We start from the raw sequence: 24,683 nt of genomic DNA on the forward strand, positions 1-24,683 counted from the left end.
CGGCGTGGTTGACCTGGTCCGTGCGGGTGCCCCGGGCGTCGGTGTTCCATGCGTTCGGGGAGCCGTGAGGGCCGGACGTCGCGTATGCGCCCGTGCCCCGCACCGGGAAAACCGGGTGCGACCGTTCGCTTCGCCCTGGGATCATCCCGGGATGGTCCACCGACTCGAACGCCTGGTCATCCGGCACACCCACCGTATTCCCGGCCCCACAGGACGCGCCGGGGAAGGCGCTGTCGCGGCGCGGCGGTTCGACGCCGCGCTGATGTCCGTGGGCTTCAAGCTCTCGGCCGAGCTGCTCGCGCACCTGTCGGGGCTTTCCGAGGACGCGGTGATCGAGACCGCCGCACGGACGCTGGACACCGTCCGGGAGATGGTCGGCGACCACGTGCGGCACAACGTGTACTTCGTCGATTTCCCTGCCAATGTCCCGGACACGTTCGACTTCTGGATGCGATGCCTGGCCGACGCGCTCGCCGACGACGCCACGCGCGCGAGCACGCTGGAGCAGCTGAGCACCGGGGTGGTGAACCTGCTCACCCTCCCGTCGTACGGGAACCAGCCGCACACCTACGCCGAGATGCTCGCTCACCACGACGAGCTGATCACCGCGGCGGGAGACCGTATGACGGTCCTGCACTTGGGCGGCACACTCGACGCCGAAATCACCTCCCTCTACCTGGCGTTGGCCGGCAGCACCACCCCTCTCGGCGAGGACGGCCTGTGTGACCTGCGGGACCTCGCCGGCCACTGCGCCGACCGGCCGCAGCCCGAAAAGATCCCCGTACGGGAGAACCGGGCCGTGGTCAACCAGGCCCGGTTGATGGTCGGTACGGGCCTGCTCCTCGACACGGTCACCGACGGGCTCCGCCTGGCCTGCGCGCTCGTGGGCGGCGACGTGACCTTGCAGGAGCCCACACGGCTGCGCACGCTGCCCCGCTCGGTGCGCCGGGCGCTGCTGGCGGCCCTTGACGCGGTCGTCGCCGCGGCGCCGGCCAAGCTCGCCGACGTACACGCCCACCGCGAGATGTGGAAGCGGCTCGGCGAGCGGCTGCACCCGCACGAGTACCCGCAGTGGCCGCACGCGGCCGACGTGTTCGCCGTCGCCCGCGGGGAGAAGACGGCGCGCTCCCTGGACAGCCGGGTCGAGGAACTGCTTGCCCGCGGCGACACCACAACGGCCGTAGAGCTGCTGAAGGCCGCGCCCGGCAAACTCTTCCGCTCCCTGGATCGGTTGCTTCGCGACTCCTCCACCCAGGAAGAGCGCGACGTCATCGTGGTCGCCGCCGAGCAGGTCGTCCGCGATGTCTCCGGCCGGGTCCTGTTGTCGGTGCGCCAGCACCTGCACAACCGTGAGCAGGAAACCGGCGAGCAGCGCCTGTTCGTCAACCGCCTCGGCCGGGCCTGGGTCACCGACGACACGCGCCGGCCGGTGTTCGCGCCCGAGCGCGAGCGGCTGATCGCCGCACTCGACGCGGAGCTGCGCCGCCGGCTGCCCGCCGCGGACCACCTGCTGATCGACCCGGAGGTCCTGGACGTGGCGTTGCCGCTGAGCGGCAAGGCCACCGAGTCCGGGCTCGGCGTGCTGCCGCGCGGCTCGGTGTCCCGTGTCGACGGAGAACTGCTGCGATTCTTCGTGTACTGGAAGCAGAGCGAGCGCTCCACCGACTACGACCTGTCCGCCGCGCTCCTGAACGCCGACTACTCGACCGCCTCCTGGCTGTCGTACACCAACCTGCGCGGTGTCGAGGGGGAGCACTCCGGCGACATCACGAGCGCCCCCGACGGAGCCTCGGAGTTCATCAACCTGCGCCTGGGCGCTGTACGCGCCACTTGCGTCGTGCCGCAGATCAACATCTACTCCGGAGAGGGCTTCGAGGAGGTCGAGGAGTCGTTCTTCGGGTTCATGCTGCGCGAGGGCGAGCAGAAGGGACGCCCGTTCGAGCCGCGCACGGTACGCGCGAAGTCGGGACTGCGCGGTCCGGGCCGGGTCGCCCTGCCACTGGTCTTCCTGCGCGGGTCCGACGGCCGCTGGCGCGCCAAGTGGCTGCACCTGTACCTGAAGGGGACCCCGTCGTCGAACAGGGTCGAGGGCAACCGGGTGACGGTCGCGACGCTGCTGCGCGGCATCGTCGAGCGCGAGCAGCTCACCGTGCGCTACCTCACCGAGCTGATGACCGGCAGCGCGACGACGGTCACCGCCTGGGACGGCAAGACGGTCCCGGCGGGGCCCGTCACCTACATCGGCCTGGAGCGCCCCGCCGGGCTGCACCGGCAGTCGCGGATCGTCACTCCCGAAAACCTGAGTGACCTGATCCCCGCCTGACTGTTAACGTGTTCGTGGCGAGGCCATGAGGGGGCTTCCTTCTCCACACTCCTGAAATTAGTCCCTTCGCTTTCCTCGCCACCGACTTGAGGCCTCCGGCCGACCTGCCTCCGCGCGGGACGGCCGGAGGTTTCTCGATGTCGGCACGGGGGTTCACACCGGCCGGTGGGTGTCGTAGGGGTCAGGGCAGCTCGGCCAGTTGCCCGTTGCCGACGAGCGCGACGGAGCCACCGACCTCCACCGTGTGCACGGCCTCCCCGCCGCCGTGTGCGCAGATGGTCATTTCGCTGGGCCGGCCGGTGAAGCGGCCTTGCCGCAACCGGGTGCGCTCTCCGTCGCCGACGCGGTCGTGGCGGCGCAGGTACGCGGCGGCGCAGGCCGCGCCGCTGCCGGTGGCAGTGTCCTCGAGGCGGCCGTCGTTGGTCCAGTGCCGGCCTTCCATGGCGGTGGTGTCGAGGAGGTACGCGAATTCGGCCCCGAGCCGGGCCAGCGGAGCGTCGAGCGGGATGGTGACGCGGGCGCGCGCCAGTGCCTCCCCCCGTACGGGCAGCACCAGGTAGCGCAGGCCGGTCGACACCGTCTCCGGTGGCAGGCCCGGGTCCAGGTCGTGGAGTCCGAGGGAGAACCAGGAGGCGATCTCGGCGGCGATCGCCGGGTCCGTACCGTACGGGCGGCCGGCGAACTCGGCGGGGCCGACGCGCAAGGTGCTGTCGTACTGCCGTGGTCCGCGGCGGCGGGTGGCGACCTCCACGGTGCGGGCCGGCAGCCGCAGGGTCCAAGTGGTCTCGTCCCCGGTGACGCCGGGGTCGCCCTCCAAAGCGTGCAGCACGCTCGCCGCACCGATGAGGGGGTGACCCGCGAAGTCGAGCTCGCCGGCGAGGTCGAAGACCCGCGCCCGGTGAGTGCGCGGCCGCGCGGAGTCCCGGGTCAGGAAGACCGATTCGAAGTGCCGCAGTTCCCGGGTGACGGCCAACATCTGGGCGGGGGTGAGGCCTTCGGCTTCGGGGAAGACGGCGAGGCTGTTGCCGCTGTAGGGGCGGTCGGTGAAGACGTCGACGTGGGTGTAGCGCACGGGGTGCTCCTTGAGTGGGACGGGGGGCGGTGAGCCGATGGGGCGGGGGAGCGGGGGAGCCCAGGTTCGGGCCGTGCTGCCGCGGGGACATGGCCGCGTTCCTCCGGGTCCGGCGGTTCGCGTGTCGTCCGCAGCGGCGAGAGGAGGAGCGGGATCACGGCGAGGAGCTCGCCCAGCGCCCCGGTCCACAGGGCGGTCCGGGCCCCGAACCGATCTCCCAGCAACCCTCCGACGAGCCCGCCCACCGGCATCGCCCCCCACACCAGGAAGCGGAAGGTGGCTGTCATCCGCCCCAGGAGCGGCTCGGGGCACAGCCGCTGGCGGTAGGCGACCGAGAAGACCTTGAAGGTCACGAAGGCGGTCCAGCCGAGCCCCTGGAGGACGACGGCGACCGCGAACCGCCAGTCCGCCCGGTAGAAGGGCAACGCGAGCAGCCACAGCAGGGCGCTGACGACCAGCGACGCGCACATGGCGCGCCCCTGGCCGAGCCGTGCGGCGATCCGCCGGGTGAGCAGGCTGCCGATCAGCCCGCCGACGGCTTCCGCGGTGAACACCGCACCGCACAGCAGCGGGGACAGCCCGAGGTCGCCGGCCAGCAGCACCAGGAGCATGGACGCGCCGACGGTGCCGCACAGGTTGGAGATGGCGGCGCCGAGGCAGAGGGCCCGCAGCGCACGGTCGCGGAAGACGAAGCGCAGACCTTCGGTGATCTCGGCGCGCAACGTGGTCCCCGGCCGCGGTCCGGACCGCCTGCCGAGGGGGCCGACGCGCGAGAGGAGCAGCGCCGAGAGGGCAAAGCTGAGGGCGTCGAGGGCGAGGGCGACGGGCGCGGTCAGCGCACCCACCAGTCCTCCGGCCAGGCCGGGGCCGCCGACCTGGGTGATGTTGCGGGTGGCCTCCAGCCTCACGTTGGCCCGCACCAGCCGCGGGCCGCCCACCAGCCGCGGGAGCGCGCTCTGTGCGGCCACGTCGAAGAAGACCGTGCACACCGACATCCCGAGCGCCACGGCGTAGAGCTGAAGGAGGGTCAGCGCTCCCAGCCAGGCCGTGACGGGGATCGAGAGGAGCAGGACGGCGCGACCGAGGTCGCCCGAGACGAGCAGGGGTCGCAGCGGCAGCCGGTCCACCCAGGCGCCGGCGGGCAGGCCGATGAGCAGGAAGGCCAGGTACTCGCAGACGACGAGCAGGCCGGTCTCGAAGGGTGTGGCGTGGAGGGTACCGATCGCCACCAGGGGGAGACCGAGCAGGGTGATGGCCGAACCCGACTGGCTCACGGTGTCGGCGATCCACAGCGGGCGGAAGCCGGAGCCGATGAGCGGGCGGCCGCGTCGGGGGCGGAGAGCGGCGTCCGGGCGGAGGTGCGTCATGGGTACGAAGATCACCGGGCCTGCCGGGGGCGGCCATTGTTTTAGTCTGGACCGAAAGGTGGCGGGCCGACGCGCCTGCCGGCGGGCTTCGTAGGCGCGCGGGCTTTCGCTGGCGGCCGGAGGGGGCGGGGCATGGGTGAGGTTCGGTTCGGAGTGCGGGACGTCGCGGGCGTCAGGTTCGCGATATCACCGCTCTGGGAGACCGTCACCAGTTTCTCCGCCGCCTCGGACCCGGGGCGCTACGCCATCCACCTGCCCTGGCTCAGATCGGTACGGGCACTGCGGGAGGACCGGGCCCTGGCCGCGCGGACCGCACCCTTGCGGGCTCTGGCCGTCGTCGATCCCCTGCGAGGTGACCTCCCGGACTTCCTGACGCCCCCTCCACGCTGCCCGCTGGCCGAATTCGAAGAGGAACTCGCGAACCTGTCGGCCACCTCGGCCGAGGAGTCCGGAGCGGCTCTGCCGGAGCTGGCGGACGCCCTGCGCGCCTGGTGGGAGGCGGCGGTCCGGCCGTTCTGGCCCCGGATCCGGGCGGTATTGGAGGCGGACATCGCGTATCGCACGCGGCAACTGGCCGAGGACGGCATCCAGGAGGTGCTCGCCCGCCTCCATCCCGCGCTGCACTGGACGGGCGACCGCCTGGTCTTCCCCCATCTGCCCTCGGAGTTCCTCGACCTGGACGGTGCGGGGATCACCCTGGCGCCCAGCGCCTTCGCGGTCCACTGCCGGCTGCTGACCGGCCCCGGGCCGACGCCACCGGCCGCCGTCTACCCGTCGAGGGCGGTCGGCACCTTGTGGGAGTGTCACGGCGCGTCCGGCGACGGGCTGGCCCGCCTGTTGGGCCGCAGCCGGGCCAGACTGCTCGCGTTCACGAGCTCGCCCGCCACCACGACCCAGCTGGCGGCCCGTACGGGGCTGAGTCTGGGCGCGGTCTCCCAGCACCTCGCGGTGCTGCGCGAGGCCGGTCTCGTCACGAGCCACCGCTACCGGCGCGAGGTGCACTATGCCACCAGCGAGCTGGGCGACGCGCTGCTGGAACGCGCGTAGGCCTTCCGCCGGGACGGGCCCACGTGCACCGATCCTGCGGCCTCCCTCACGCCCGGTTGTGGGAGATGTCCTTCCACCGCCGGCCGCGCCCGGGCGATCAGCGGGCCGATCCTCGCGCCTCGGCGGCGGTGACGACCGGCCTTCCGTGTGCACCGCCGGATATCGACATCGAGAGTCCCTCGGTCAACCACCTGTGGGCCACCGTCATGTTGAGCACGCGTCCGCCGGTGGCGGTGCCGACCAGCGACCAATATCGCTCCAGACGAGGGTCGAAGCCGGATGACCTCGACACCAGCCCGTGCAGGTGTGCGCGAAACGCGGGGGTGTCCGACTCCCGTCGCGCTCGTGCGTGGGCGGATACGAAGGCGTTCACCGCGTCCCCGGCGCCGGGCGGCAGACCCTGGGCCAAAGCCGCCGCCGTCAGAGCGGCAGCCTCGTCGATCTCCCCGTAAAAGGCCGGGGCGTCCCTCATCTCCTGGTCGTGGTCCTGGGTCCAGCGGGTGAATCCGGGTGTGGAGATGAGCACATGAAGCTCGGCGTACGCCAGGACCGTCACGGGATCGGGGTCCTGCGGAGGGTCGGGTGACAGCATGGCGATCATGATGTCGAGCCGGCGCTTGGGCATGGCCGCGGACAGCTCGCGGTACCAGTGATCGGTGAGGGTGCGACGCGCCTGTGGGAGCCGCTGCACGCGAGAGAGGATCTCCAGCCGGCGGAGCCGTTCCTCGCTCGGGCAGTCGTCCAGGGACTGAAGGGTGGCCTGGCGCCACCGTAGTCGGGTCAGCCGTTCCTGTACCGCTTCGAGTTCGGTTTCCACCAGTTCGCCGATGGAGCACTCACCGGTGACCACCTGGGTGACGGCCGCTATCGGAGTGTCCAGCGCCCGTAGCCGTCTGATGAGACCGATCCGTTCCCACGCCTCAGGACCGTAGCGTCGATGGCCGCCGGTGCTACGGCTGGTCACGGGCAGAAGACCGCTGTCGGAGTAGTAGCGGAGCGTCTTCACCGGGATCCCCGTACCGGCCGCGAGCTCACCGATGCTCCACGTGTCTTGCGTCACAGTCTCTTGAACCTCCAGCGCACGGGAGGTTCTAGCGTACTGAGCAGCGGCCGACCCGGTCCGACCCGAACCTTTCCGCCCGGCCAAGAACGGTGGGTACCCATGTCCCCGACCACGACAGCATCGCGTCCTCACAGAAGAGACGGGCTCCCTTCGGCGCTCCGCCTCTTGGTGTGCGCGCTGGCACTACTCGCGGCCACCGCCGAGCCGGCGGCCGGCGCACAACCCGGTCCCTCACGAACCACGACGCAGGGCGCAACCGTCGTGCAGACCGACCACGGCCTGGTACGCGGCGCGGCACACGGCTCGTACACCACCTTCGACGGCATTCCCTACGCCGCACCGCCGACCGGACCGCTGCGGTGGCGCGCCCCGGTGCCCGCCGGCACATGGCAGGGTGTCCGGGATGCCACGACGGCCGCCCCGCGCTGTGTGCAGATGGTGGCGCCGGGCGCGGGCGCTGCCGTCGGCTCGGAGGACTGCCTCTACCTCAACGTCACGACGCCGTCGACGAAACCGACCGGGGGGAGCCGGCCGGTGATGGTGTGGATGCACGGCGGCGCGTTCCTGGGCGGGTCCGGCAGCGACTACAGCGCCGAACGACTGGCGGTCAGGGGTGACACGGTAGTGGTCACGGTCAACTACCGGTTGGGCATCTTCGGTTACTTCGGCCACCCCGAGCTGGGTTCCGCCCCACCGTTCGGCCTTGCCGACCAGCAGGCCGCCCTGCGCTGGGTGCGGGCGAACGCGGAGCGCTTCGGCGGTGACCCGGGCAATGTCACCCTGTTCGGGGAGTCGGCAGGCGCCCTCGGCATCTGCGCCCACCTCACCTCGCCGACGGCCGCCGGACTCTTCCAGCGGGCCGTGCTCCAAAGCGGTTCCTGCCTCACGTCCTTCCCCCGCGGCGCCCTCGGACCGGGATCACCGGCGTACGAGCCGTTCGCGGCGCAGCGCGATGTCCAGGCGGCCGGTGTCGAGGCCGCCCGACAACTGGGCTGCGCGGAGGGCGGGGGAGACGAGGTGCTGGCGTGTCTGCGCGGGCAGAGCACGGATCGCCTGGCCACCGCGCAACTGATGCAGTCTTTCAACCGGCCCGCCTTCGGCAACCCGCTGCTGCCCGCGGCACCGGACCAGGCTTTGGCGGCGGGGAACTTCCTCCGGGTGCCGGTCATCCAGGGCACCAATCACGACGAGATGCGGATGTTCGTCGGCCTGTCGCTCGCCGCGTTCCCGATCCGCACCGAGAACGACTACCGCACCCGTCTGGAGGACGCCTTCGGGCTTGCGGCCCCGGCCGTCGAGGCGCGGTATCCGGCAGCCCACCACCCGACGCCGGCACTGGCCTGGGCCGCGGTACTGACGGATCGGTCGTTCACCTGCACCACCCTGGCAGCCGGCCGGGCCATGGCCGCTCACGCCCCGGGCCTCCCCGTCCGCGCTTACGAGTTCAGCGATCCGGATGCTCCGGTCCTCGCCGGTCTGCCGGCGAACCGGGGCTTCCCCTACGGTGCGGCGCACGGCTTCGAGATGCCGTTCCTGTTCTCCTCCTTCCCCACCGAGCGACCGCTGACCGACGCCCAGCGCGCCTTGTCGGACCGGATGATCGACTACTGGGCGAACTTCGCGCGCACCGGCAACCCGAACGCTCCCGACGCGCCGCTCTGGCCTGCCTTCCGCCCTTCGCCGGCCCTCGCGCAGCCGGTGCAGTCGTTGGCTCCCGGGCCGGGCGGAATCCACCCCGTCGACGTGGGTGCCGCGCACCACTGCTCCTTCTGGGATCACCTGCGCCGGTGAGCTTGCGCGCGCAGGTGAAGACCGTTTCGGAGGCGGCTGTGCCTGAGCGGCGGGAGGGCCGTGCCGGCCGCAGGCGCAGGACGGGTCACGTAGGAAGTCCGCGCCTGCGGCCGGCAGGCCTTCGCCCGCACGAAGCGGACTCAGCGGTCCTTGAGGAGTGCGCAGGCGAAGTCTTCCTCGACGGTACGGAGTCGGGCGAGCAGGGCGGGCTTGTTGCTCTTGTTGGTCTGGGTGTTGATGGAGAAGGTGAGGGATCGGGTGCCGTCCGGGGTGGTGGCGGCGAGCTGGGTGTACCCGGGGAAGTTGCCGGTGTGGCCGTAGAGGACGCCGCAGCGGGTGGTGTACTGGTAGATCGCGAGCCCGGCGGCGTTGGTGCCGGGGCCCGCCGGTTCCGAGGAGTCGCCCGGGCGGAAGGTGAGTTGTTCCTCGCGGGTCTTCTCCGACAGCAGGGTGGGACCCCCGTAGGCGCGCATGAAGGCGCCCAGTTCCCTCGGGGTGGAGACGATGCCGCCGGAGGCCCAGACCCCGGACGCGCTCACGGCCTCGCTGACGTCCTGAGGTTCGGCCGGCGGGGTGATGTCGTAGCCGTGCAGGTACGGGCGGGGGAGCCGGTAGCCCAGGGGCAGGCTGGTCTGCCGCAGCCCGAGGGGGCGGTAAACGAGTTCCTTGAGGAGGTCCTCGTAGCGGCGGCCGGTGGCGGCCTCGGCCATGAGCGCGACGGCGATGTTGTCGGAGTTGGAGTACTCGTACAGGGTGCCCGGGCGGAACAGCAGCGGCTCGTCCGCGACGAAGCCGAGGAGGGCTCGCGGGTCGAACAGGTGGCGGGGATCGGACTGGAGGATCGCCAGGAACTCGGGGTCGCCCGAGTAGTCGGGCAGGCCGCTGGTGTGCTGGAGGAGTTGGCGCAAGGTCACCGCGTGCCAGGCTGCCGGTTGGCCGGGCAGCCGCTCGCCGATGGTGTCGTCGAGGGAGAGGACCTTCTCGTCGACGAGCCGAAGGGCCACGGCACCGCTGAACGCCTTCGCGATGCTGGCGATGCGCATGTGATCGTCGGGGTCCGGCCGCCGTCCCGTGGCGATGTCCCCGACACCGGCGGTGTACACCTGGGTCCGGCCGCCCCGGGTGAGCAGGGCGATCGCCCCGGGCGGCCCGTCGTCCTGGGCGACGAGCCGTTCGAGCCGCTGCTGGAGGCGCTTGTCGTGGTCCGGGTGCCCTCCTGCGGCACCCTCGCCCGCGCCGGCCGCCTGCGCGGGCGGGAGGAGCGCGCCGAGCGCGGCGGCGGTGAGAGCGGCGGCGGACAGGCCGGTGCGGAAACGGCGTACACGGCTGGGCACGGGTGTCTCCCGGTGTGGGGGCGGGGTCGGCCGGCGGCCGGTGCGGGCTGCCGGTACCGCCTGCTTAGCAGCGGCGCGTGCGTTCCGGTTCCGCGGCGCACGGCGCCGGGTCCGGTCGGCGGACACGCAGGTCCCCCGTGCCGGGCGTGTCATACACCGGTGCGTACGTGCGGCGACGACGGTCGTCCGGAGCCGCCCGTACCGGGACGGCCCCGCCGTGACGACGACCGGCCGTCGTTCACTAAGGTCGTCATGCCCGGAAAGGGGTGGACATGGCATTGGTGAAAAAGGGAGCGCGGCTGATCACTGTCGACGGCACCACCTACCGATGGCGCCTGCGTGGCCGGCCCACCTATGACCGGGGCCTGGTCCGGTCACCTCTCGCATACGCGGTCGAGCACGCCGACTCTCCCGGCACCACACTGGTGATCACTACTGACCAGCCGCATCCGGGCAACTGGTTGGGAGCCCGAGGAGGCCCGGTCCTGCCGACCCAGGTCGCCGACGGGATCCGTACTGCCCTCACCAACGGCTGGACCCCACGAGCCGCAGGCTCACCGTTTCACCTCGACCAGTCGGACGGATTCGTCTCGTCGCCCTGAACCGCCCACCACACCCGGACTCACCCGACCCGGCCATCGGTGACGGCCGAGGGACGTCCGAGCGGCCGACTGCGGGGACCGTTCGTCTCGATGGGGTTGGAGGGGGTCCACCCCTCTTCCTCGGGGATGGTCGTCCACGGCCTTGGCGTCGGCGAGCCGGCCGGCGCGGACGTGAAGGTTGTCGAAGTCCTGGGCCCCTTGGCCCAGCGGGGTGTAGTAGGCGAGACAGCGGGGTGTCCGCGCCCTGAGGACCGTGCTCGGTGAGGATCTCGACAGGCCGGTTCCGGTCGGCACGGTCCAGGCTGACCTCGGACGGACCGGTGAAGCCGACCGGCCGGCGCTGTTGCCGTTCAGGAAGGCGCGCAGGCTGTCGACGTACGGCATGTCGAAGTGTCCGAGTTCGTGTCCGTACATGGGGTGGAGCACCCAGGCCGCGTCGGGCAGCGCCGGCGGCATGAACCCGGTGAGTCCGTCGTCGTCGGCCGGTTCCCGCAGCCAGCCGGTCTCCGCGGACGCGGCCAGGGGCCGGCGGGCGGTCGCCAGGGCCGCGGGGTCTCGTACATCGGCTCAGAGTAGGTGCGCCGGGTCCCGAGCCGCTCGGATTGATCGCGCCCGTGGGTGGAGCTACCGGCGGCTGCCGTCGTCGAGCGCTCCCGGGTGACGTCGCGAAGCACCCGGACGCATTGCCGTACGCGCACGAGGTCGGCGTCCCCCGTCGCCGCGGCGATGGTCTCGCAGGGGAGCCGGAGAGGACGAACACGGGACCGGTGACGCCGGCGGGCTTCTTCGAAGGTGCCGTCCGTCAGAACGGATTCGAGCCGGGCTCTGCCCGAAAAATGTGCGGTACGCCACCAACGACACACGCCGTCAGCTCCGTCCGGGGACGGCCCAACTCCCCGGGCAACTGCCGTCCCCTACAGGGCCGGGATGGTGGCCGGGTGGCCAGGAAACCACCCCGATGTGTCCGCTGAGCGAACATCAAACGCCGAATTCAGGACTCGCTGCGGCTGATTCATGACGCGCTCCTGACAAAGATCGAGATCGCTGGCACTCTCTCCCCATCCCCAGCACGAACAGCTCCGCACGCTCTGCCCGGCCGGCTTGATTCCAGCCGTCCGGTAACCCCCCACACGCAGAAGGAGTCCGCGTGAAGTCCACGCCTCGTCGTCATGCAACCGCCACCGCCACCCTGCTCACCGCAGCCGCCCTGCTCACCGTGGGCGTCCAGGCGGGCAGCGCCAGCGCCCAGCCCGAGGGGACCGCGAACGCCGCCGCCCCCAAGGGCCAGCCGGTACGCAACCCGGGCGCGCTGCCCGCACAACTCTCGCCGTCGCAGCGCGCCGAGCTCATAGCCAAGGCCCAGAGCACCGCGGCCGCCACGGCCAAGGAGCTCGGCCTCGGCTCCCAGGAGAAGCTCCTCGTCCACGATGTGGTCAAGGACCAGGACGGTACCACCCACACCCGGTACGAGCGCACCTACGAGGGACTCCCGGTCCTCGGCGGCGACTTGGTCGTCAGCCGTACGGCGGCCAACACGACCCAGAGCGTGTCCAAGGCGTCCCCCGCGCAGTTGCAGGGAATCTCCACCACCGCCCCGGCCGACGCTCCGGCTGCCGCCTCCACGCAGGCCCTCGACGCCGCGAAGGCCGTGGGCTCCAAGGCCGCCAAGGCGGACATCGCGCCCCGCAAGGTCGTGTGGATGGCCAACGGCGTGCCGACCCTCGCCTACGAGACCGTCGTCGGCGGTCTCCAGGACGATGGCACCCCGAACCAGCTCCACGTCATCACCGATGCCAAGACGGGCGCGAAGCTCCACCAGTGGCAGGGCATCGAGACCGGTGTCGGCAACACCCACTACAGCGGTCAGGTCACCCTGGGCACCTCGCAGTCCGGTTCCAGCTTCACGCTGAACGACGCGGGCCGCGGCGGCCACAAGACGTACAACCTGAACCACGGGACCTCCGGCACGGGTTCGCTCTTCACCCAGTCCACCGACACCTGGGGCAACGGCGCCAACTCCAACGCCGCCACCGCGGGCGCCGACGCCGCCTACGGCGCCGGGGTCACCTGGGACTTCTACAAGAACGTCCTCGGCCGCTCGGGCATCCGCGGCGACGGTGTCGCCGCCTACTCCCGCGTCCACTACGGAAACGCCTACGTCAACGCGTTCTGGGACGACAGCTGCTTCTGCATGACGTACGGTGACGGAACGGCCAACAACGACCCGCTGACCTCGCTGGACGTCGCCGGTCACGAGATGACGCACGGCGTCACCGCCGCCACCGCGGGCCTCAACTACAGCGGCGAGTCGGGCGGCCTGAACGAGGCGACCTCCGACATCATGGGCACCTCGGTCGAGTTCTACGCCAACAACCCCAGCGCGCCGGGCAACTACCTCATCGGCGAGCAGATCAACATCAACGGCGACGGCACCCCGCTGCGCTACATGGACAAGCCGAGCAAGGACGGCGGGTCCGCGGACAGCTGGTACTCCGGCGTCGGCAATCTCGACGTCCACTACTCCTCGGGCCCGGCGAACCACTGGTTCTACCTGGCCTCCGAGGGCTCCGGCGCCAAGACGGTCAACGGCGTCAGCTACAACTCGCCGACCTCCGACGGCCTGCCCGTCACCGGCATCGGCCGGGACAAGGCCCAGCTCATCTGGTACAAGGCGCTCACCAGCAAGTTCAACTCCAGCACCGACTACAAGGGCGCCCGCGACGGCACCATCGCCGCGGCCACCGAGCTGTACGGGGCGGGCAGCGCCGAGGTCACCAACGTCACCAACGCCTGGGCCGCCGTGAACGTGGGCACCCGCTCGAACGGCGGCACCCCCACCCCGGGGAACGTCTTCGAGAGCACCACCCGCGTGGCCATCCCGGACTCCCCGGGCCCGGCGGTCACCTCGTCGGTGAACGTCACCGGCATCAGCGGCAACGCGCCGAGCACCCTCAAGGTCGGCGTGAAGATCACCCACACCTACATCGGTGACCTCCAGATCGACCTCGTGGCCCCCAACGGGACCTCGTACCGTCTGCAGAGCTCCTCTTCGGACTCCACGGCGAACCTGGACAAGACGTACACCGTCAACGCCTCGGCCGTGGCCGCCAACGGCACCTGGAAGCTGAAGGTCCAGGACAAGGGCGCCGCCGATGTCGGCACCATCACGGACTTCAAGCTCACCTTCTGAACAACCGATCACGCATGACCGCATGACCTGAAGGTGCCCGGAGCCTCCACGGCTCCGGGCACCTTCGTTTCCCCAGGCGACGGCGGGCGCGTCCCGGGCGACGTCGCGCGGATGGAGCCGATGCCGGCTCAGGCGGTGAAGTGTGGGCAGGGGCCCGGTCGCTATGCTGCCGCGATGGCCGCGGCTCCCGTGCGGGTCACGAGCCTGGCCCGACTGGCGAAGCGGCGACCCCGAGGATCTTGCCGAGAGGCTCTCCCGCCCGGTCGCGGGCATGCTCTTCGACGTTGAGCACAAAGGCTTCTGGACCCAGACCGACATCATCCTTTACGGGAACGACCTCGCCGACTACGTACGAAACGAATTCACCGGGCGGTCGAGCAGTCTCCCGGCCCGCACGGCCGTCGGCTTCTGGTCGTACTTCGGCGGCCCTGTCGCGCAGCGCTTACGAGAGCGCCGATGTACTTTTCGACCAGGTGTTGACCGAGCTTGGCCTGGCCGATGGCCTTGCCGGAGTCCACGCCGGCATTCCCCGGGAGGCGGCCCGCTGGGAACTCGTCCGCTGGTTGCTCCGACTGATCGTGAACGGGAGTCTGGCCCCCGGGGCCGGCGGTGACGTGATCAGGTACGAGGGATGGGGTGCGTTGGCCCGGCCGCAGGCGCTCAGGCCGCTGGTCGACAAGGTCGAGGCGTACAACGCCCGGGAGGCGGTCTGTGGCGGCACACGCGAGCAGATGGCCGGAGCGATCGTCGCGGAGGCGAGACGGCTGCTCGCCGATCCCTGGCCGCCGCTCGACCGATCCGGCACTTCTCCTGCCGGTCACATCGTGGAACAGGCGGTCAACTCCCCGGCTCCGTCGTGAGTGGGGCGGGGCCGGTGTCATCGGTGTCGGTGTCGGTGTCGGTGTCGGTGTCGGGGAGAGGTTGTTCGGCCCAGATGGTTTTGCCGCGGGAGTGGTAGCGGGTGCCCCAGAGCTGGGCCAGTTGCGCGACCATGAACAGTCCCCGTCCTCCCTCGTCGGTGACCAGGGCACGTCGGATGTGAGGGGAAGTGCTGCTGGCGTCGGTCACCTCACAGATCAGAGTCCGGTCACGGATCAGCCGAAGCCGGATCGGTGGGGCGCCGTAGCGGATGGCGTTGGTGACGAGTTCGCTGACCAGCAGTTCCGTGGTGAAGTCGAGGTCCTGCAATCCCCACTCCGCCAGTTTCGCCGTCGTGAGGGCGCGAGCCCGCCCGACGATCTCGGGTACGGGATCGAGGTCCCAGGTGACGTGATGATCCGTCGCCAGTGCGTGCACGCGCACGGCGAGCAAGGCCACATCCTCATCCGGGCGGGACGCGATCAGTCGGCCGATCAGCCGGTCGCTGATGTCATCGAGAGCGTGATCGGGGCGGGACGGCTCGGAAGTCGCGGCCCGCGTCGCTTCCGCCAGTGCCTCACGCGCCGGCTCCGGGAGCGGACCGGTGTCCGAGCCCATGTCCTGGTCTGACGGCTTCGCCAGTCCTGCGGTGCACAGCACGAGAAGATCTCCGTCGTCCAGAGTCAGCTCGCCGCTCTCGAACGGAGCCCCGCCCATGCCCAGAGGCGGTCCACCCGGCAGATCGAGGAGATCACGACTTCCCTCGCGCGAGATCAGTGCGGGCGCCGGATGACCCGCTCGCGCCACCACACATGACCGCGAGATCGGATCGAACACGGCGTATACGCAGGTCGTGCCGGCAGCCCTGCCCGTGAACTCCTCGTCGTGCTCGTCGCCTTGGAACCGGTTGACCTGGTCGTCCAGGTGGGTGAGCAACTCCTCGGGGGACAGGCCGAGGTCGGCGAGGGTACGCACCGCGGTGCGAAGGCGCCCCATGGTCACCGCCGAGTGCAGGCCCTGCCCCGGGACGTCACCCACCACCAGCGCCACCTGCGCACCGGAAAGCGGGATCACGTCGAACCAGGCACCGCCCAGTTCGGTGTGCCCGTTGGCGGGAAGGTAACGGGACACCGCCTCCACGGCCGCGAGAGCGGGCAGTTCCTGCGGCAAGAGGGTGCGCTGCAGTGCCAGAGCCGTCTTGCGTTCCTGGGTGTAGCGGCGGGCGTTGTCGATGCACACGGCGGCACGCGCCACGATCTCCTGCGCCAGCAGGACGTCGTCCTGCTCGAACGGGCGGCTCGGCCGGTAGCGGATGAATTCCACCGCCCCCAAGACGGCGCCCCTCGCGGACATCGGGACCAGCAGCCATGAGCAGATGGCCTCCTCCAACACCTCGGCGGCCGCCTCGGGGTCACCCGGCTCCAGCTCCGCGGCGAACTCCTCACCCGTCAGCAGCAGAGGCCGTCCCTCGGTCATGACCCTCGTGTACAGCGGCGCGGCACCCGAGATGAACGGGTCGACCTCGCCCGTCGCGGCCACCGTGGCCGCCGGGCTGCCGGGAACGGTGGCCAGGGCCGTACGTCGCAGGGGCATGGCCTCCACCACCGGACCGGTGACCGGCTCCTGGCCGCCGAACACGGGGCTCAGCAGGTTCACATAAGCGTGATCTGCGAAGCGCGGGACGGTCACGTCGCACAGTTCCTGGGCGGTCGGCACCACGTCCAGCGTGGTGCCGATCCGTGTGCTCGCAGCGTTCACCAGCGCCAGACGCCCGTCGGCCCGGGCCCGCTCGGTCACGTCGGTTACCGTGCGGGCCAGCGCGATGATCTGCCCGGAGGGATCGCGCAGCGGAAGGATCGTCTCCGACCAGATGTACTCGTGGTCGGGGTCGTCCGGGGACCGGCCGCGCAGCTCCGTCCTGATCAGGGCCTCACCGGTGTCCAGGACCTGCCGCTGCCGTGCCTCGAAGGCATCGGTGTCCAGCAGGCCCGGAGGGGAGACCTCGGCCATCGTGTGCCCGGTGAAGTCCTCGCCCCCGAACCATCCCGCACGACGCCGCCCGGCGTTCTGAGCCAGGAAGCGCAGCTCGGTGTCGAAGACGTCGATGTCGAACGGCGACTCCGTGAACAGGCCCCTCACCAGTGCGGCGCCGAGTTCCCGGTGCCGTGCGGTGTCCGCTTCCGTCGCCCGAACCAACCACCGGCACCCGTCTCCGGTCCACACCAGGCGATGGGCCTCCAGCTCGACCTCCACAGAGCGGCCGCTGCGGTGTCGCAGTACGACCGCACCGAGCCGTACCGTCTCGGCCGCTCCCTCTCGCAACCGGGCCCCGAGGCCGGCGAGGTCCGACTCGTCGACCGGTAGATCGGCGCACCGCAGCCCCGGAACCTCCTGTCCCGCACAGCCCAGCAGACGCTCTGCGGCGGGAGTCCAAGCGGTAAGCAGGCCCTGGCCGTCCAGGATGACGTATGCGTCATCGCCCGGCTCCCTCAGCGGGCCGGCACGGCCATCAGCCAGGGGGTCTGTCATCACTCCGCCCCATTCGGTGCCCTGCTGGTTCGGGTAGGGCCTCATTCTCCCGCTTCGATCCCATCATCCGCCTCGATGCAGGCCCCGCACCGTCACCACCACGCGTGTCGGCCGAGACGGCGCTGTGCCGGCCGCTGCCGTAGCCCCCGCCGTCCCGGCGCGCGGGGCTGTGGGTGTACGGGCGCCGTCAGGCGGACTGCGCTCGCCGTAGTCCTCGCAGGAGCAATTCGATCAGCCGGCGGGGGTCGTAGCGGGGGTCGCCGTCGCGTCCGACGCAGAGGTTGCCGATGCCGCGCAGCAGTTCGTAGGGCTGCGTGTCGGTTCCGATCTCGCCGGCTTCGGCCGCGGCATCCAGGAGTTGCGCACAGACGGGCATCAAGCGGTCGACGAAGTAGGTGTGCAGCGCTTCGAAGCCGCTGTTGTCCGACTGCAGCGCGTTGGCGAGCCCGTGCTTGGTGACCAGGAAGTCGACGAAGAGGTCGATCCACTGGCGCAGCGCTGCGAACGGCGAGCCGGCGTCGGCCAGCAGGGTGGGGCCGGCTTCCGCGCACGCCTCGACCTGGTGGCGGTAGACGGCGACGACGAGGTCAGCCCTCGTGGGGAAGTGGCGGTAGATCGTCGCCACTCCGACGCCCGCTCGCGCCGCAATCTCACGGATCGGTGCGTCGACGCCCGAGGTGACGAACACCTCGGCGGCCGCCGCGAGCAGTGTCTGCTGATTGCGCACCGCGTCGGCCCTCTTGCTTCGGGCCGGCACCTTCCCGGACTGGCCTGCAGAGGTCACCACGCTTCTCCTCACGACGATCGGCGATCACCATTGACTATACGGAACGGCGTTCCGTACAGTAAGCGGAACAATGTTCCGCTTCGCCTGCCGAATCGAGTCTCATCGAGTCGAGTCGAAGCCGGACGCTCCCGTTACGCCTCCGCCGCTGCCCCACGATCGGCGGCCGGGGCCCATTGAGGGGAAATACGCGTTTATGAGTGCATCCATCTCCGCAGCCGACACCTTCACTTCGCCCGCGCCCGTTCTCTCGTTCAGCCCAGTGGTGCTGACCGTCCCCGGACGCCTCGTGGACCTTCAGGTACGCGTCTCCATACCCGCGACCGGAACCGACCTCCCTGTCATCCTCCTCTCCCACGGGCACGGCCCCTCGAACAACCTGTCCTCGCTCAACGGCTACGCACCGCTCGCGAACTTCTGGGCCGCGCACGGTTTCGTCGTCATCCAGCCCACCCACCTCAGCTCCCGGACGCTGAGCCACCTGCACAGCGCCATTCCCGGATCTGCTCTGTCGTGGCGCTCACGCGCCGAGGACATGAAGAACATCCTCGACCGACTCGACGTCATCGAGCGCGTCGTGCCACAGCTCGCCGGCCGAATGGACCACGACAAGGTCGCCGTCGCCGGACACTCCTTCGGCGGCCACACCGCCGCCCTCCTGCTCGGCGCCCGTCTCACGGACCCGGACGACGGAAAGGAAGTCGACCTCATCGAGCCGCGGATCAAGGCGGGTGTGCTGCTGGCCGCACCCGGCCGGGGCGATGTCCTGAAGGAGTCGTCGGCCGCGAGCATGCCGTTCCTCCTGACCACGGACTTCTCCACCATGACCACACCCGCCCTCGTCGTCGTCGGCGACAGGGACGACCCCCGGCACTTCACCGACACGGGGCCCGACTGGCATGCCGACCCCTACACCCTCGCCCCCGCCCCCAAGACCCTGCTCACCCTGTTCGGGGCGGAGCACGGACTCGGTGGAATATCCGGGTACGACGCCGCCGAAACCACGGACGAGGACCCGGACCGGGTGGCCGCCCTCCGGCGGCTCACGTGGGCTTACCTCCGCACCGAGCTCTACCCCGGAGAACCCGCTTGGCCGACCGAGCGTGAAGCACTCGTAAGCGCCCCCGGAGCCATCGGGCGGGTCGAAGCCAAGTAGAAGAGCCGGCGCCGCGTCGCGGCAGGGCGGCGACACGGGGCGTCGCCGCCCGCGCCGCGGCGGAGGCCTCCGCATGAGCGGCGGCCTCACCTTGCCGTCGCCCGCCCCGCCGTCACGCCGACTTCTCCAGAGCGGCGCGCCAGACGGGGCTGTCGACGTAGTGGTTGTCGAAGCGCTCCGCGTTCTCGGCGATCTCCTTCGCGTCCGCTTCGCCCCGCATCACCCGGCTCAGCAGACGCAGGTAGTCGAACCGGTCCATGCCCGAGGTGAATACGAACAGGACGTCTGCGGTCGCCCCCGGCGCGGCGGCGAAGGCGTGTGGGGTGTGCGGCGGCACCGCGAGGAAGTCGCCCTCATTCAGGATGGCGATCTCCTCTCCCACCAGAACCTGCAGGGATCCGCTGATCACGAAGAACAGCTCCGTCGCCTTGGTGTGGAAGTGGGCCGGTGCGCCCACCGCGCCTTGGGCGAAGGTGGACCGGTAGCTGGTGAAACCCCCGGCGGCGGTGTCGTCGGGTTCACCCAGCAGTCTCATGACGCTGCTCGGGTCGGCGCAGGTCTCCGCCTCCGCGTGGCGGGTCAGGAGCGCGTGGGAGGGGGTCGGGGTCGTGTTCTTCTGCTCACTCATGATCACGACGATACCTCTCAACTGGACTGCCTGACAGGCCAATTCGGCGTCGTGAAGGTGGGCCACTTGCTGACCGAAGAGACTACGCCCTGCCGGGTAGTTCTTGGCTGTCGAAATAGACCACCAACGTCTGTTCCGGCTGTTCGGCCAGGTGGAAGGCGGTGTACGCGTAATCGATCGCGCCGTGGTGCGGATGCCGCAGCCGCTTCCGGCCGCTGTGTCGGGCTTGTACCTCGTACCGCGGCCACCAGTCCCGCACCTGCGGGCTGCCCTCGTGCAGCTCCTCGATCAGTCGGGTGTACCGCGGGTCGTCGCAATGGCGTGCGGCCAGCGTGCGAAGGCGGGCGAGCAGGCCGCGTGCCTCGGGTTCCCAGTCGAGCACGACTTCCCGGGCCACCGGTTCGAGGAACACCCAGCGGGCCAGGTTGCCCGACCGGTCCGCCTCGGTGATGAGCTTCGGGAACAGCTCGTCGGCGGCCTGGTTGTAGCCGAGGACGTCGTAGTTGCCGCCGATGATGTACGCCGGGTGCGGCTGGAGCAACAGCGGGACGGCCACCGCCTCGGTCGTCAGCGGCTCGCGCCCCTCGACTTCGGCCGCAGACGCGTGACCCGCGAGCCGGAGGAGGTGAGCGCGCTCGTGACCATCGAGCCGCAGCACTGCGGCGATGGCGTTCAGTACCTGTTCGGAGGCGCGGATCTCCCGCCCCTGTTCCAGGTACGTGTACCAGGTGGCACTGATCCCGGCCAGCAGGGCGAGTTCCTCTCGGCGAAGTCCCGGAGTCCGGCGGCGGCCGGTGCGGGGCAGGCCCACCTCGTCGGGGGTGAGGCGCTCTCTGCGGCTGCGCAGGAACGCACTCAACTGACTGCGCCGGTCGTGCTGGTGCGGCTGCGTGGGCATGATGGGCACCTCTGGTTCCAGGATAAGTACGGTCTGGATACCAGGTTAAAACCCCTGGAGACTGGCGTGCGAGCAGCAGGCCGCGGCACCGCCGACGGCCTCACACGGTGTCATCGGCACTCGGCTGCCCCATGCGCGACAGCTCCCGGAGGCCGCACCGGAAACTGCTGCCGCCCGGCGGTTCGGCCCCGGTGACACGGAAGGAAAGGGCGAGTTCATGTCTGGAATCAAGGGCAAAGTGGTGGCGATCACGGGAGCCGGCAGCGGCATCGGCGAGGCGACCGCGCTGTTGCTCGCGGAGCGGGGCGCGCGACTCGTCCTCGGCGCGCGCCGGTCCGAGCGCCTGGCGCAAGTGGTGGCCCGGATCGAGAAGGCGGGCGGCGCAGCGGTACACATCCGCACCGACGTGACTCGGCGGGACGACCTGCACGCTCTGGTCGCGCTGGCCGGTGAGCGATTCGGCCGCCTCGACGTACTCGTCAGCAACGCCGGAGTCGGCACGATCTCGCCTCTCGACGATCTGCGCGTCGAAGAGTGGGACCACATGGTCGACGTCAACGTGAAGGGCGTCTTGCACGGAATCGGCGCCGCTCTGCCGGTTTTCCGGGCGCAGGGAGCCGGGCACTTCATCACCATCGCCTCCACGGCCGCGTTTCGTATCGTGCCGACCATGGCGGTCTACGCAGGCACCAAGTTCGCGGTCCGGGCCATCTGCGAAGGGCTGCGCCAGGAAGCCGGGGGCTCCCTGCGGGTTACCACCGTCTCACCGGGTGCCACGGCGACCGACTTCGCCGAGGCGTCGACCAACAGCCGGGTCAGGGCGGATATCACGAGGATGCGGGACGACATCGCGATCCCGCCCGACGCGATCGCCCGGGCCATCGCCTTCGCGATCGAACAGCCGGCCGCGGTCGACGTGAACGAGATCGTCGTCCGGCCCACCGCCCAGAGCTGACGGCGCGCGCCCGTCCGGCGTCGGACCTGTCTGACAAATGCTCACCGAGCATGTACGTACTCGGTCAAATTGCCTTGCCGCCCTGGCGCCGGCCGGTGATTCTGGGCAGGTGCCAGGACACGGGAAGAGGAGGCGGCGGCAGGAGACCGCGCGGCAGCGGCTTGCTGCGCGCAACGCGCCGGACGCGGGGCAGTGGGAAGTGGTCGCCGAGAATCGGGACCAGGTGGCGATGCGTACGCGGTTGCGCCGTCTTCGGGAGTCAGGGGTCGACGGTTCGACGATTCGGGTCGACACCCTGTGCGGGCGTCTTGGGCCGTCGACCACCTACCGGCTGAGCCGTTTCGTGACGGACCCCGCGCGGGAGTTCGAGCACGAGCACGAGCACTCTGGTCATTGATCTCGCGGCAGGTCGAGGCGAGCTGATGGACGCGGCGTGGGAGCGAACGGAGCCCTTGTTGCCGCGGGTGGACGGGCGTGGTCGCCTGTGGCGTGATCACCGGCAGGTGGTCAACGGGGTTGCTGTGGCGTCCGCGGACCGGGGCTACGTGGCGCGATCCGCCCGAGCGGTACGGGCGCTGGCAGGCCGTCATCGAGCGGTTCGCCCGCTGGGAAACGGACGGGACCTGGGCGAAGCTGTTGGAACACGTCCAGGTCGCGACGACGCGGTGGGCCGCGTGGAGTGGACCGTATCTGTCGAGTGCACGATCACCCGAGCCCGTGCGCGCCAACGGGGGCGAACGCCCTGGCAGGTGATCACCTGCCAGACCAGGCCCTAGGGGAGGTCCCCGTCCGGTCCCTCGTCGGGGGCTTCCGTCGCGAGGCCTACCTCGGGCTCCCCCTTGCGCCAGGTAGCGGTCACCCTGAGGGTGGCGCTGCCCCCTGCCTCTGTCACCACGCTCACCAACTGCCCGCTTTTGACCGCGATTTCGATGCCGAATTCGAGCGTCACTTCGTCCGGGGCGGCGCGCCGCAGTCCGGATCTGACGCTGTGTGTGATGGTCTCCAGCGTCTGGGGAAGATCAGCGAGCTGCCGTGACAGGCGGTCCCCGAAGCCGGTGTCCCGGGGCCCCTCGTCATCGTCGTTGACGCGTACCCATATCGAGGTTCCGTCTGGCATGACTGCCTGGACCGCATCGGACACGAATCCGCTCCCGCCGTTGAGTTCGTCGACTACAGAAGATGCCGGTTTTCCAAGGACACCCGGCTGCTGGGCCCCTAGAATCATCACACAGTCACGAATGGGAGTGGTCATGATTGGCCAAGATGCCCGATTATCGTCGGAGAAGGTGTATCTCTCCGATGTAGAGATCCACTTGCAATCCCCGATCGCAAACGCCGAGGACCTGCGGGCACGCGTGCTCTTCCACGCAGTACTGTCCGACACCCTGCTCATCGGAGATTCGCAGGCGCTCAATACTCCTCTCTTCCGCGCCCTGGTGTCCTCACAGGAAGCCGGCCGCATGGGCGTTCGATCGGATCTCGAGCCGCTACTGAGCAGCGGCCGCATCCGGGTCGCGTGCAGGGACGGCAAGACACTGACTGCCGTGCGCGAGGATCAGCAGAGACGGCACGTCAAAAACATGCCGGGTGCGGCGTACGCGGAACTGCTGGACGGCATGACGCGTGCGCACGCCTTCAGTTACCGCCTCGACGCCGTGTCGGCGGCCTTCAAGGCCGGAGTGGTCCGGCTGTTGGAGGCACGGAGGCGGGGTACCGACGGGCAAACACGCGCGACGTTCGACGCCGCACTTGACTTCGTGAAGGAACAGGAGCCGCTGTACTTCGCCGCGGTCAAGGATTGGGAAGAGTCGTTCCGGGCCGAATCGTCGGGGAGCGCAGAGGTCGTGCTCGCTCTGGCCATCGTGGACCGCGCCGCAGGTGAGTCATACCGAGAGGCACTCCCTCATGTACTGCAGGCCGGGACCGCGGCGCCGCGCGTCGTCGACTTGCCGAGCACCGCTGCGACTCGAACGGCCCTGAAGTACACCACGCTGCCCGGAAGCCTTCTCGACGGGTTCTTACTCGGCAGATTGCCGGTCGAGGTGTATCTGGAAGCCACTGAGCAGCCGTCCCGCAGCGTCCTCGTACGCGAACTGGGCCTGTTGCGCCGCGGCGGCCAACCGGATTTGCCCCGTCTGATGGAAGCAATGACCGAGTTCAGCAGGTGGATGCAGGACGCCTTCGTCCGTGCTTTTCGCAATACCGACGAGCGCGCACGGGCTGTCCTGAACGGCAACCGCAATCTGATGCGTTTCGGAATCTCCCAGGACTCACTGACCGGGGCTCTCGGAGCCGGCCTGGATGTCCCGACGGCAGACGCAGAGGAGGAGTACCTCGACCTGCGTGTTGTCGACCGGGGTGTGTCAGCCGTGGACGGCGCAGCCGACATCGGCGAACTCGATGCCCGGCAGATGCGGCAGCGCGTGATCACGGGCGCCTATGCCGGCTGAGTAGGAGACATTCACATCGGAGGCTCGGAGCCGGAGCCGGAGCCGGAGCCGGTGCGGTCGGCGAGTGCAAGTGCCAGGGCGGCCAGCGTCACGCCGCAGGTGACGGTGCCGCTCTGCAGCCACTGCGCCACCTCTGTGCGCGAGGCCCAGATCGGCTCCGCGACCGACTCCATGGCCTCCGGCTCTGCGGCCGGCCGACTGCCTGCCGAACCGGTGGGGCGGACTTCCGCTGTGAAGACGTGCACGTCCGATTCGATCAGGCCTGTATCCGCGTGGATAACGCCCAGTGGGCGCAACGCGCTGGGAGCACAGTCGAATCCGGTTTCCTCCCGTAGTTCCCGTGCGGCCGCCACGATCGGGTCCTCGTCTGCTTCGCAACCGCCCCGGGGGAACTCCAGGGAGACCCCGCCGATCGAGTAGCGGTATGTGGGGACGAAAGCGAAACCGTCCCGCCCCGTGGGAACGATCACCACACCGTTCTGGGACCACTGCCAGCGCAAGTAGCGGCCCTGCTCGCCCGACGGCGAGAGCACTTCATCGTTGAACAGCGCCCCGAAGCGGTTACGGAAGACCTCCACGGCCCGCTGCCGCCGGATGGGCGGGGGTTCGGCATGGACCGCCGCTTCGTGGTTCATC

18 protein-coding genes and 2 pseudogenes are annotated in these 24,683 nt (G+C 70.1%); 10 read left to right on the plus strand and 10 right to left on the minus strand.

Translation table 11 applies throughout. The features are described 5' to 3' along the window. Positions 1-151: 151 nt before the first annotated feature. Entirely contained in the window at positions 152-2,323 is a 2,172-nt protein-coding gene (locus E6R62_RS05565; RefSeq protein WP_136211957.1) for a TerD family protein, read from the plus strand. Between the two features lie 181 nt (positions 2,324-2,504). Here E6R62_RS05565 and E6R62_RS05570 read toward each other — a convergent pair whose 3' ends face one another. Both E6R62_RS05570 and E6R62_RS05575 read right to left on the minus strand, forming a co-directional pair. Beyond that, positions 2,505-3,395, minus strand: coding sequence for a PhzF family phenazine biosynthesis protein (locus E6R62_RS05570; RefSeq protein WP_136211959.1), 891 nt, complete (start codon positions 3,393-3,395; stop codon positions 2,505-2,507). Between the two features lie 92 nt (positions 3,396-3,487). Continuing rightward, positions 3,488-4,762 (minus strand): annotated as a pseudogene (locus E6R62_RS05575) (MFS transporter); the annotation flags it as partial. 132 nt (positions 4,763-4,894) lie between these two features. Here E6R62_RS05575 and E6R62_RS05580 point away from each other — a divergent pair. Continuing rightward, the gene (locus E6R62_RS05580) at positions 4,895-5,809 is read left to right on the plus strand and encodes an ArsR family transcriptional regulator (RefSeq protein ID WP_136211961.1); all 915 of its coding nucleotides are present in this window, start codon (positions 4,895-4,897) and stop codon (positions 5,807-5,809) included. A 97-nt stretch (positions 5,810-5,906) separates the two neighbouring features. On the opposite strand, the gene E6R62_RS05585 is transcribed toward E6R62_RS05580, so the two are convergent. Further along, positions 5,907-6,869, minus strand: a complete 963-nt coding sequence (locus E6R62_RS05585; RefSeq protein WP_168713979.1) for a MerR family transcriptional regulator — start codon at positions 6,867-6,869, stop codon at positions 5,907-5,909. Positions 6,870-7,133: 264 nt separating this feature from the next. Between E6R62_RS05585 and E6R62_RS05590 the strand changes: the two genes are divergently transcribed. Further along, positions 7,134-8,663 carry a carboxylesterase/lipase family protein gene (locus E6R62_RS05590; RefSeq protein WP_240801485.1) on the plus strand — a complete coding sequence of 510 codons (1,530 nt, stop codon included), beginning with the start codon at positions 7,134-7,136 and terminating at the stop codon, positions 8,661-8,663. 140 nt (positions 8,664-8,803) lie between these two features. Here E6R62_RS05590 and E6R62_RS05595 read toward each other — a convergent pair whose 3' ends face one another. After that, positions 8,804-9,997, minus strand: coding sequence for a beta-lactamase family protein (locus E6R62_RS05595; protein ID WP_240801486.1), 1,194 nt, complete (start codon positions 9,995-9,997; stop codon positions 8,804-8,806). 272 nt (positions 9,998-10,269) lie between these two features. On the opposite strand from E6R62_RS05595, the gene E6R62_RS05600 reads away from it, so the two are divergent. The 3 genes from E6R62_RS05600 (at position 10,270) to E6R62_RS40235 (ending at position 14,649) form a co-directional block, all read left to right on the plus strand. Next, positions 10,270-10,599, plus strand: coding sequence for a hypothetical protein (locus tag E6R62_RS05600; protein WP_136211969.1), 330 nt, complete (start codon positions 10,270-10,272; stop codon positions 10,597-10,599). Between the two features lie 1,147 nt (positions 10,600-11,746). Continuing rightward, positions 11,747-13,789 (plus strand): M4 family metallopeptidase, encoded by a 2,043-nt coding sequence (locus E6R62_RS05605; protein ID WP_136211971.1) that lies wholly within the window; start codon positions 11,747-11,749, stop codon positions 13,787-13,789. Positions 13,790-14,262: 473 nt separating this feature from the next. Beyond that, a complete protein-coding gene (locus E6R62_RS40235; protein WP_206308656.1) occupies positions 14,263-14,649 on the plus strand; it encodes a hypothetical protein in 387 nt (128 codons plus the stop codon). Here the strand turns inward: E6R62_RS40235 and E6R62_RS05615 are convergent. Next, complete coding sequence (locus E6R62_RS05615) at positions 14,627-17,176, minus strand: SpoIIE family protein phosphatase (RefSeq protein WP_168713980.1); 2,550 nt, start codon at positions 17,174-17,176, stop codon at positions 14,627-14,629. The two genes, E6R62_RS40235 and E6R62_RS05615, sit on opposite strands and share 23 nt — an antisense overlap. Positions 17,177-17,363: 187 nt before the next feature. After that, positions 17,364-17,960 (minus strand): TetR/AcrR family transcriptional regulator, encoded by a 597-nt coding sequence (locus E6R62_RS05620; RefSeq protein WP_136211974.1) that lies wholly within the window; start codon positions 17,958-17,960, stop codon positions 17,364-17,366. Between the two features lie 196 nt (positions 17,961-18,156). Between E6R62_RS05620 and E6R62_RS05625 the strand changes: the two genes are divergently transcribed. Beyond that, positions 18,157-19,116 carry an alpha/beta fold hydrolase gene (locus E6R62_RS05625; protein WP_136211976.1) on the plus strand — a complete coding sequence of 320 codons (960 nt, stop codon included), beginning with the start codon at positions 18,157-18,159 and terminating at the stop codon, positions 19,114-19,116. A 112-nt stretch (positions 19,117-19,228) separates the two neighbouring features. On the opposite strand, the gene E6R62_RS05630 is transcribed toward E6R62_RS05625, so the two are convergent. Both E6R62_RS05630 and E6R62_RS05635 read right to left on the minus strand, forming a co-directional pair. Beyond that, on the minus strand, positions 19,229-19,744 hold the full coding sequence (locus tag E6R62_RS05630; RefSeq protein ID WP_136211978.1) for a cupin domain-containing protein: 516 nt from the start codon (positions 19,742-19,744) through the stop codon (positions 19,229-19,231). A gap of 82 nt (positions 19,745-19,826) precedes the next feature. Further along, entirely contained in the window at positions 19,827-20,642 is an 816-nt protein-coding gene (locus E6R62_RS05635) for a helix-turn-helix transcriptional regulator (protein ID WP_136211980.1), read from the minus strand. Positions 20,643-20,859: 217 nt separating this feature from the next. Here E6R62_RS05635 and E6R62_RS05640 point away from each other — a divergent pair, with 217 nt between their 5' ends. Continuing rightward, positions 20,860-21,597, plus strand: coding sequence for an SDR family oxidoreductase (locus E6R62_RS05640; RefSeq protein WP_136211982.1), 738 nt, complete (start codon positions 20,860-20,862; stop codon positions 21,595-21,597). A 422-nt stretch (positions 21,598-22,019) separates the two neighbouring features. After that, positions 22,020-22,313, plus strand: a pseudogene (locus E6R62_RS05650) (transposase); the annotation flags it as partial. A 56-nt stretch (positions 22,314-22,369) separates the two neighbouring features. Here E6R62_RS05650 and E6R62_RS05655 read toward each other — a convergent pair. Next, a complete protein-coding gene (locus E6R62_RS05655; RefSeq protein ID WP_136211985.1) occupies positions 22,370-22,849 on the minus strand; it encodes a CU044_2847 family protein in 480 nt (159 codons plus the stop codon). Here E6R62_RS05655 and E6R62_RS05660 point away from each other — a divergent pair. Continuing rightward, positions 22,848-24,047, plus strand: a complete 1,200-nt coding sequence (locus tag E6R62_RS05660; protein WP_136211987.1) for a hypothetical protein — start codon at positions 22,848-22,850, stop codon at positions 24,045-24,047. The two genes, E6R62_RS05655 and E6R62_RS05660, sit on opposite strands and share 2 nt — an antisense overlap. Before the next feature lie 11 nt (positions 24,048-24,058). Here E6R62_RS05660 and E6R62_RS05665 read toward each other — a convergent pair whose 3' ends face one another. Continuing rightward, complete coding sequence (locus E6R62_RS05665) at positions 24,059-24,682, minus strand: NUDIX hydrolase (RefSeq protein ID WP_136211989.1); 624 nt, start codon at positions 24,680-24,682, stop codon at positions 24,059-24,061. Between the last annotated feature and the right edge of the window lies 1 nt (position 24,683).

Origin of the sequence: Streptomyces sp. A1136, assembly GCF_004795055.1 — a bacterium.
Lineage (GTDB): Bacteria > Actinomycetota > Actinomycetes > Streptomycetales > Streptomycetaceae > Streptomyces.

Coding starts and splice junctions, on each gene's coding strand:
- E6R62_RS05565 (WP_136211957.1), top strand. CDS start 152: ATGGTCCACCGACTCGAACGCCTGGTCATCCGGCACACCCACCGTATT.
- E6R62_RS05580 (WP_136211961.1), top strand. CDS start 4,895: ATGGGTGAGGTTCGGTTCGGAGTGCGGGACGTCGCGGGCGTCAGGTTC.
- E6R62_RS05600 (WP_136211969.1), top strand. CDS start 10,270: ATGGCATTGGTGAAAAAGGGAGCGCGGCTGATCACTGTCGACGGCACC.
- E6R62_RS05615 (WP_168713980.1), bottom strand. CDS start 17,176: ATGACAGACCCCCTGGCTGATGGCCGTGCCGGCCCGCTGAGGGAGCCG.
- E6R62_RS05625 (WP_136211976.1), top strand. CDS start 18,157: ATGAGTGCATCCATCTCCGCAGCCGACACCTTCACTTCGCCCGCGCCC.
- E6R62_RS05630 (WP_136211978.1), bottom strand. CDS start 19,744: ATGAGTGAGCAGAAGAACACGACCCCGACCCCCTCCCACGCGCTCCTG.
- E6R62_RS05635 (WP_136211980.1), bottom strand. CDS start 20,642: ATGCCCACGCAGCCGCACCAGCACGACCGGCGCAGTCAGTTGAGTGCG.
- E6R62_RS05640 (WP_136211982.1), top strand. CDS start 20,860: ATGTCTGGAATCAAGGGCAAAGTGGTGGCGATCACGGGAGCCGGCAGC.
- E6R62_RS05660 (WP_136211987.1), top strand. CDS start 22,848: ATGATTGGCCAAGATGCCCGATTATCGTCGGAGAAGGTGTATCTCTCC.
- E6R62_RS05655 (WP_136211985.1), bottom strand. CDS start 22,849: ATGACCACTCCCATTCGTGACTGTGTGATGATTCTAGGGGCCCAGCAG.
- E6R62_RS05665 (WP_136211989.1), bottom strand. CDS start 24,682: ATGAACCACGAAGCGGCGGTCCATGCCGAACCCCCGCCCATCCGGCGG.